This window comes from Hymenobacter agri (assembly GCF_054778495.1).
The window spans coordinates 1-5749 of record NZ_BAAGZM010000258.1; the positions used below are offsets into that span (position 1 = coordinate 1).

Sequence of the window (5749 nt, forward strand, 5' to 3'; positions counted from 1 at the left end):
TCGTCGGGCCCGCGCAGCCCCTACCGCACGGGCAGCAGCCGGGGCCAGTCGCGCCGCCTCACGCCGCCGGCGCAGGATTTCATCGTTCCCGGCCACTACGATGCCAAAAGCGGCAACTACCTCTACGACACCGGCACGCCTACCACGCTGAAGCTGCCCGGCGGCGCCAGCATTGCCGGCGTAGGCATCAACTCGACCGAAAGCCTGCTGCACCGCTTTCTGGCCGACCCCGCCAAGCAGGTCGACACCCTCGACCTGAGCCGCGGCTGGTACAACTTCGACCGCGTGTTTTTTGAAACCGGCAAGGCCACCCTCACGCCTGAGTCGACGAGCCAGTTGCGCAACGTAGTGGCCCTGCTGCGCGCCTACCCCACGGCCCGTCTCAAGCTCGGCGGCTACACCGACAGCACCGGCACTTACAAAGTGAACAAGCAGCTGAGCGAAGCCCGCGCCCGCACAGCCTGGGCCAGCCTGGTCGAGATGGGCATCAGCCCGTCGCGCATCGAAGCCCGCGGCTACGGCCCGCGCTACGGCATCGCCCCCAACACCACCGAAGAAGGCCGCGCCATGAACCGCCGCCTCAGCGTGAAAGTATTGGCGAAATAACGCCCGATGCCCCGGCCACGTAGTCTGGCGCTGCTACCTTCGCCGTGGCTGCGCACTAATCGGCGCAGCCGCGGCGTTACCCGGGTTCTCATGGCTGACTTTTGGCTTTCTGTTTTGCGAAGAAGCGTCCCCCGGGCGGCGGCGTTGCTGGTGCTGGCCGGCGGCGCCACTTCAGTGGCGCGGGCGCAGGATGTCTACTTTTCGCAGCCCTACGCCACGCGCCTGCACAGCAACCCGGCCTTCACCGGCTTGGTCGATGACTACAGCGTGACGCTGAGCTTCCGCAACCAGCTACCGACGCTGGCCGGCTCGTTCGTGAGCACCCAGCTCGCCGCCGACCTGCGCCCCAACCAGCCCGGCCAGCACCACGCCTATGGCCTGCTCGTGAACCAGGACCGCACCGGCTCGGTAGGCTACACGCGGCTCGAAATCGGCGGCCTCTACGCCTACCACACCCGCCTGCGCGAGGGCCTGGCCCTGAGCGGCGGCCTGCGCGCCAGCTACGGCCGCCAGCGCGTGGGATATGACAATTTCGTGTTCGGCGACCAGCTGGCCGAAGACGGCAGCCTGCGCGGCCCCAGCGCCGAAGCCCTCGACTTTCCGCCCGCCAATTATTTCAGTGTGGGCACCGGCGCCGTCCTATACTCGGCCCGGGGCTGGCTCAGCGTGGCGGGCCAGCACCTCAACCAGCCCAGCCTGGGCTTTCGGCAGCAGGCCGAGCTGTCCATGCTGCTAAGCGTGGCCGGCGGCTACAAATTTTTTATCGTTGAGCCCGGCACTGGCTTGGCCACCCGCGAGTTAAGCTATACGCCCGTGGCGGCCCTGAGCCGGCAGGGCGGCTCCATGCGCACCGAAGCGGGCTTCTACGTCACGGCCTCGCCCATTACGGCTGGCGCCGTGTACCGCAATATTTCCCTGCCCGGCAGCGTTGCTAGGCAGCACGTGCTCGCCGCCGTGGTGGGGGTGCAGACGGGTGGCCTGCGCCTCGGCTACAGCTACGACGTGGGCCTCAGCCGGCTGAGCGCCGACTTAGGTGGTGCTCATGAAATTACCCTATCGCTGCGCGCCTTCGACCGCCTGGAAAATGCCCATCGCCGTTTAAAAAGAAGAGTTTACCCGGTAGCCCCTTGCCCGGTATTTTAATATTTTGTACTATTGTGTCCTGATTGCCCTTGCTAACCCCTCCGAACACATCTTCATTTTAACTTTGTTATGAAATTAATTAATTATCTGTGCTTGGCAGCGATGGGCCTGACGGCTTTGAGTAGCTGTAACAAGAACGGGCACGCCACGGCTACCAAGCCGGGTAAGTATTCTTCGACGACGGGTATTGAATACAATACTGAGAAGGGCATGGCCGTGGCCAACTTCAAAAAAATTCCCGAAGGCCCGGGCCTGGTGTTCATTGAAGGCGGCCGCACGGTGCTGGGCTCGCAGGAAGAAGACGTAACGATGTCGCACGACAACATCGAGCGCACGGTAACCATCGCCTCGTTCTACATGGATGAAGCCGAGGTGGCCAACATTCACTGGCTCGAATACCTGCACTTCATCCGTACCGACTCCGCCGAAGAATTCTACAAATCTGCGCTGCCCGACACCACGGTGTGGGCGCGCGACCTGTCGTTCAACGACCCCTACGTAACCTACTACCTGCGTTACCCCGGCTTCCGCTACTTCCCCGTGGTGGGCGTAAGCTGGCTGCAGGCCGATGACTACTGCACCTGGCGTACGGCCAAAGTGAACGAGCGCCTCGCAGCCGGTGGCAGCGCCAAATCGGGCGGCTTGTTCAAAAAGAAGAGCAAAGCGCCTGCCGAGGGTGCCGAAGGCACGATGGGCACCGCTGGCGCCCTGGGCGATGGCAAGAGCAAAACCTCTATCGAAAACGGCAACACGCTGCCCAACTACCGCCTTCCCACCGAAGCCGAGTGGGAATACGCCGCGCAGGCACTCGTAGGCACTCAGGAAGTGGGCAACGAGAACCAGGAAGAGAAGCGCATTTACCCCTGGGACGGCAAGTCGACCCGCAACGCCTACGGCCGCAAGCAGGGCCAGTTCCTGGCCAACTTCAAGCGGGGCCGCGGCGACTACGCCGGTATTGCCGGCAGCCTGAACGACGGCGCCATGATTACCGAGTACATCTACTCGTACCCGCCCAACGACTACGGCCTGTATAACATGGCCGGCAACGTGAACGAGTGGGTGCAGGACGTGTACCGCCCCCTGTCGTTCCAGGACGTGGAAGACCTGAACCCCTTCCGTCGTAACGGCGTGGCTGACCCCGCCGATAAATACGACAAGAAAGGCTACCAGTCGCTGATTGACGACCACGTGCGCGTCTACAAAGGCGGTTCGTGGCGCGATGTAGCCTACTGGCTCTCGCCCGGCACCCGCCGCTTCATGGCCGAAGATTCGTCGACGGCAACCATCGGCTTCCGTTGCGCCATGATTAACGCTGGCTCGAACAAGTAAGCTGTTTGACTAATTAAAAAGGCCATTCCTGAATCAGGAGTGGCCTTTTTAATTTTACGCCTTTAGGCTTAGCAGCTACTATGCGCAGGCAATGGTGGCAATGCTTACCTCGGCGGCGCCAGCGGCCAGCAGCGCCGCGCCGCAGGCTTCGAGCGTAGCGCCGGTGGTGAGCACGTCATCCACCACCAGCACGCGGCGGCCGATGATGGCGGCGGGGTTGTCGACTTCGAACACCGTGGCTACGTTCTCCCAACGCTGGGCGCGGTTCTTCTTGGTTTGGGTTTTGGTATTGGCAGTGCGGCGCAGGCCGTTGGGCGCGGCGGGCACCTTCATTCCTTCGGCGAGGCCGGTTGCGAAGGCGGCGGCCTGGTTGTAGCCGCGCTTAGCCAGCTTGCGCGGGTGCAGCGGCACGGGGATGATGAGGTCGAAATCGGTGGCGAGGCCGGCGGCGTGCAGCTCGGTGCCGTAGAGCTGGCCGAGGGCAGTGCCCACGTCGCGCTGGCCTTGGTACTTGAGTTCGTGGAGCAGGTGCTGCACCCGGCCGTGGCGGATGAAGCGCAGGTAGCTCAAGGCGTGGCGGATGGGCAGCTTGCCCCAGAAGCGGCGGCCCAGCGGGTTCTGCTCGGGCGGCAGGCGATGGTAGTCGGTGTAGGGCAGCTCGGCGCGGCAGCCGGTGCAGAGGTGGGTTTCGCCGGTCACGAGCGGCTCGCGGCAGGCCAGGCACAGGCGCGGGTAGATGAGGCCAAGGAAATCCTGCCAGAGCGTGCGGAGCATGGCGGTAGATGGGGGAGAGGTTTGGAAGTAATTTTGGAAAAGCAATGTAGCCAGAATTGGCACATTATGCTGATTTAGAACGGTCATGCTGAGCTTGTCGAAGCATCTCGACCGCTTCGTTGTTATTGCATTGGTTGCTGCTGCGGTCGAGATGCTTCGACAAGCTCAGCATGACGCCCTTTTTTCCAATTCTATGTCCCAAGTAACCGAATTCAACGAGTACCGCACGCGAATGAACGCCACCATCATGGCGGCCGACAACAAAGTCATCAAGCGGTTTTTCAACCTCGACACCAACACCTACGCGGCCGGCGCGCTCGACGTAAAAACCAAGGAGATGCTGGGCCTGGCCTGCTCCATGGTGCTGCGCTGCGACGACTGCATCAAGTACCACGTGGGCAAATGCTTCGAGGAGAAGCTCACCGACGAGGAGATTTATGAGATTTTCGCCATCGCCAACATCATCGGCGGCAGCATCGTGATTCCGCACTTCCGCCGCGCGGTGGAATACTGGGAAATCCTAAAATCTGAAGCCGGCGCCACGGCCCACGACGGCGCGGCCCTGGCCGCCCACAAAGCCGAGCACGACGGCCAGCCCCACGCATGAGCCACGACCTGAACCAGGGCCCCATCGGCCACCCCGACGAGGCCGAAGCCGACTTCGACGCCCGCTGGGAAACCCTGATGGTGGAAATGGAGGAGCGGTTTGGCAAGCGGCCCGACCTGAACGCCCTGCTGCTGCTCATCGGCATTCAGGAGCTGAACCAGGGCATCACCACTTTCACCAAAGAGCAGAAGCAGGACCTGATGCACATTGCCACCTGCCGCCTCTTCAGCCTCAGCGGCCACTACGAGAAGTCGCACGTGGATGCTGATGGCTGGCCGCACTACAAGCTGCTGCGCCCCGTGCCCTTCGCCAACCTGAAGGAGCAGGAGCGCATGCTGAAGTGGCACGTGCTGGAATATTTCGCCCTCGACCCCGGCGACGAGCTGTAGCCTCCAGAACGTCATGCTGAGCTTGTCGAAGCATCTCTACTGCGAGAGTAAATAATTACTTCTGCGGTAGAGATGCTTCGACAAGCTCAGCATGACGTTCTGATTTCATTTAGAAAACCAACATGAAAATCGTTTCTTACAACGTCAACGGACTACGTTCGGCCCTGAGCAAGGGTCTGCTCGACTGGGTGGCCGAGGCCGCGCCCGACGTGCTGTGCCTGCAGGAAATCAAGGCCGGCCGCGAGGCGATGGACGTGTCGGGCTTCGAGCAGTTGGGCTACCGCGCCTACCTGCACCCGGCCCAGAAACCGGGCTACAGTGGCGTGGCTACGTTCACGAAAGTAGAGCCGAAAGCCGTGGTGCACGGCTGCGGGCAGAGCTGTTACGACGACGAAGGCCGCGTGCTGCGGCTCGATTTTGACGACGTTTCGGTGTTGAACACCTACATGCCCTCGGGCACGAGCGGGCCGGAGCGGCAGGCCTTCAAAGTGGAATGGCTGCACTTTTTCCGCGAATACGTGGCCAGGCTGCGGGCCGACGGCAGCACCCCGGCGCTGCTCATCGGCGGCGACTTCAACTGCTGCCAGACGGCCATCGACCTGCACAACCCCAAAGCCAACCAGAACAGCCCAGGCTACACACCCGAGGAGCGGCAGTGGTTCAAGGATTTCCTGAGCGACGGCCTGATTGACACCTTCCGCCACCACCACGGCGACGCCACCGGCCACTACTCGTGGTGGAGCTACCGGGCCGGCTCGCGCAGCCGCAACGTGGGCTGGCGCCTCGACCACTGGCTGGCTGATGCGGCCCTGCAACCGCGCCTGGCCGGCGCGGGCCTGCTGCCCGACGTGGTGCATTCGGACCACTGCCCGGCCTGGGTAGAAGTGCAGTAGCGCGGACG

The 5749-nt window shown here is 62.8% G+C and carries 7 protein-coding genes; 6 read left to right on the top strand and 1 reads right to left on the bottom strand.

All coding sequences use genetic code 11. The features are described 5' to 3' along the window. From ACYVDE_RS13120 to ACYVDE_RS13130, 3 genes are all read left to right on the top strand, one after another. Positions 1–606: OmpA family protein (locus ACYVDE_RS13120; protein ID WP_460501995.1), on the top strand; the 606-nt coding region annotated here is incomplete at its 5' end. Positions 607–720: 114 nt separating this feature from the next. Continuing rightward, positions 721–1749, top strand: coding sequence for a PorP/SprF family type IX secretion system membrane protein (locus ACYVDE_RS13125; RefSeq protein WP_460501996.1), 1029 nt, complete (start codon positions 721–723; stop codon positions 1747–1749). A gap of 69 nt (positions 1750–1818) precedes the next feature. Next, positions 1819–3078: an SUMF1/EgtB/PvdO family nonheme iron enzyme gene (locus ACYVDE_RS13130; protein WP_460501997.1), complete on the top strand. Its 1260-nt coding sequence runs from the start codon at positions 1819–1821 to the stop codon at positions 3076–3078. A gap of 78 nt (positions 3079–3156) precedes the next feature. Here the strand turns inward: ACYVDE_RS13130 and ACYVDE_RS13135 are convergent, their stop codons facing one another. Then, complete coding sequence (locus tag ACYVDE_RS13135) at positions 3157–3852, bottom strand: ComF family protein (RefSeq protein WP_460501998.1); 696 nt, start codon at positions 3850–3852, stop codon at positions 3157–3159. A 193-nt stretch (positions 3853–4045) separates the two neighbouring features. Between ACYVDE_RS13135 and ACYVDE_RS13140 the strand changes: the two genes are divergently transcribed. The 3 genes from ACYVDE_RS13140 to ACYVDE_RS13150 all read left to right on the top strand — a co-directional run bounded on the left by ACYVDE_RS13140 (position 4046) and on the right by ACYVDE_RS13150 (position 5741). Next, positions 4046–4459 (top strand): carboxymuconolactone decarboxylase family protein, encoded by a 414-nt coding sequence (locus ACYVDE_RS13140; RefSeq protein ID WP_460501999.1) that lies wholly within the window; start codon positions 4046–4048, stop codon positions 4457–4459. Then, a complete protein-coding gene (locus ACYVDE_RS13145) occupies positions 4456–4848 on the top strand; it encodes a hypothetical protein (RefSeq protein ID WP_460502000.1) in 393 nt (130 codons plus the stop codon). Before ACYVDE_RS13140 ends, ACYVDE_RS13145 begins: the two co-directional genes overlap by 4 nt. Positions 4849–4970: 122 nt before the next feature. Further along, positions 4971–5741, top strand: a complete 771-nt coding sequence (locus ACYVDE_RS13150; RefSeq protein ID WP_460502001.1) for an exodeoxyribonuclease III — start codon at positions 4971–4973, stop codon at positions 5739–5741. The last annotated feature ends 8 nt before the right edge of the window (positions 5742–5749 follow it).

Bases quoted from the DNA above. Each gene is read 5' to 3' on its own strand.
- ACYVDE_RS13135 (WP_460501998.1), bottom strand. From the start codon at position 3,852: ATGCTCCGCACGCTCTGGCAGGATTTCCTTGGCCTCATCTACCCGCGC.
- ACYVDE_RS13140 (WP_460501999.1), top strand. From the start codon at position 4,046: ATGTCCCAAGTAACCGAATTCAACGAGTACCGCACGCGAATGAACGCC.
- ACYVDE_RS13150 (WP_460502001.1), top strand. From the start codon at position 4,971: ATGAAAATCGTTTCTTACAACGTCAACGGACTACGTTCGGCCCTGAGC.
- ACYVDE_RS13145 (WP_460502000.1), top strand. From the start codon at position 4,456: ATGAGCCACGACCTGAACCAGGGCCCCATCGGCCACCCCGACGAGGCC.
- ACYVDE_RS13130 (WP_460501997.1), top strand. From the start codon at position 1,819: ATGAAATTAATTAATTATCTGTGCTTGGCAGCGATGGGCCTGACGGCT.